The sequence below is a fragment of the Shewanella sp. 11B5 genome (assembly GCF_002836795.1).
GTDB classification, from domain to species: Bacteria; Pseudomonadota; Gammaproteobacteria; order Enterobacterales; family Shewanellaceae; genus Shewanella; species Shewanella frigidimarina.
In genome coordinates this window covers 1-1,915 of sequence record NZ_PJAP01000723.1, presented here as the reverse complement: position 1 = coordinate 1,915, position 1,915 = coordinate 1, and the positions used below count along the sequence as shown (strand labels likewise).

Below are 1,915 nucleotides of genomic sequence, written 5' to 3'. Positions count from 1 at the left end.
ACGAATATAGAGAATAGAGAGCCATGACCTAAAGTTGAACTTACATGAATTTGATGATCAAGTACTTTACTAATCCGATCGGCAATCGCCAATCCCAATCCCAAGCCGCCAACATTACGGCTACTGGGATGATTAAGACGTTTAAACTCTTTAAAAATTTCTTGTATATCAAACTCATTTATCCCACAGCCAGTATCTAACACTTGGATCTCGATAAAATCACCTCGATGGCGGCAACCAAATAACACTTTTCCACCGCGGGCATATCGATATGCATTGGTTAAAAAGTTTTGCAAAATACGTCGTAATAATGAAGGGTCAGAGTTAACTGTCGCTTTAGAAGGCACCATTGAAAACGAAATTTGGCTATCACTGGCCATGGCGTCAAATTCAACCGATAAACCGTTAATCACCTCTGCGATAGCAAAATCACGACGATTAACGTCCACCATGCCAGAGTCGAGTTTTGAGATATCGAGTAAATCGGTCAATAACTCTCCCGCTATTTTCAACGAACTGTTTACATGAGTCAGCGTGGTGCGGGCTTCTAAATCTAGATTAGGATATTGCGATAATGAGGCCGTAAATAACCTTGCCGCATTTAGTGGCTGCATTAGATCGTGACCAACGGCGGCTAAAAATCGAGTTTTAGACGCATTAGCGAGCTCTTCTTGCGCTTTTGCTTCAAGTAATTCACTGTTTAGCATAGCCAATTCATAGGTTCGTTCTTGCACACGACTTTCTAGAGTTTCGTTGGCTTCCAGTAACGCTTTTTCTTGCAAACGATATTGAGTAATATCGGTAAATGTCATCACAAAGCCACCATCGGGCATTGGATTACCTTGAATTTTAATCACTTTACCATCTTGGCGTTCACGCTCAGATGTGTGCGGAGTGCCATTACGCATATGCTGTACCCGCACTGCTACCTGGTTTTCAATGTCTCCCGAGCCACAAAAGCCGCGCAACGCATTAAACCGCACCACTTCAGCAATAGGCATTCCTTGTTGTAAAAAGCCTTCAGGATATTGATACAATTCAACATAGCGATAATTCCACGCAACCAAACTCAGGTCTTTGTCGACCACACTCATACCTTCATAAGCGTGTTCAATTGCACCGCGCAGCATATCCTGACTTAAAATAATTTTAGAGGATGCTTCATCTACAAGACTGAATACTTCATCCAGCGCCAAATCGCGGCCTTGTAGGACAGAGTCCATCACTAATGATGCACTTGATGCACCTAAAACCCCCGACAGCATGTGTTCAGTGTGAGCAATTAATTCTTCTGGAGCAGCTTTGTACCAACTGTCACTTTTAACTGCATCGGCAGAAAAACGACTAAAGCTTTCATAAGCACGAGTTGGGCTCACAAATCGGCTTGCTAAAATTAATAAATCTTGTTGCGAAATAGGCCCTTGACGTTTCTTCGAATCTTTCTTAGATGACCAAGGTTTAACAAAATTACTTGCTTGAATACGTTCGGCAACGCCCGCTCTAAACCAAATAGAACCCAACACATAACAAAATATATTCGCTAACAAAGCGATTAATGTATCACTAATATTTGGGGTTATTGAATTGAGTAAGCCAGACTCACTACCGAGTAAACGAGCCTCGCCTGCACCTTGAAGTAAAATAAAACACCACAAGCTAAAACCGACAGCTAGGCCAAGATAAACACCCGCTCGATTACCGTGCTTCCAATATAATCCACCGACTAATGCCGGCGCTAGTTGAGAAAATGCGCCAAAGGACATCATTCCCAAATGTGAAAGCGAGTCACTGTCAGTAAACAGTAAATAACTTAAATAGCCAAAACCTAGAATAACCACAATCGATAAACGGCGGACATTTAATAATAATTGAGAAAATTGGCTAAAGTTCTTTTCTCTTATTTGCCCCGTTCGCA

The 1,915-nt window shown here is 41.9% G+C and carries 1 protein-coding gene; it reads right to left on the bottom strand.

Annotated elements, in window-relative coordinates; genetic code table 11:
* Window positions 1–1,915: sensor histidine kinase (locus tag CXF78_RS15745; RefSeq protein WP_180957177.1), on the bottom strand; the 1,915-nt coding region annotated here is incomplete at both ends.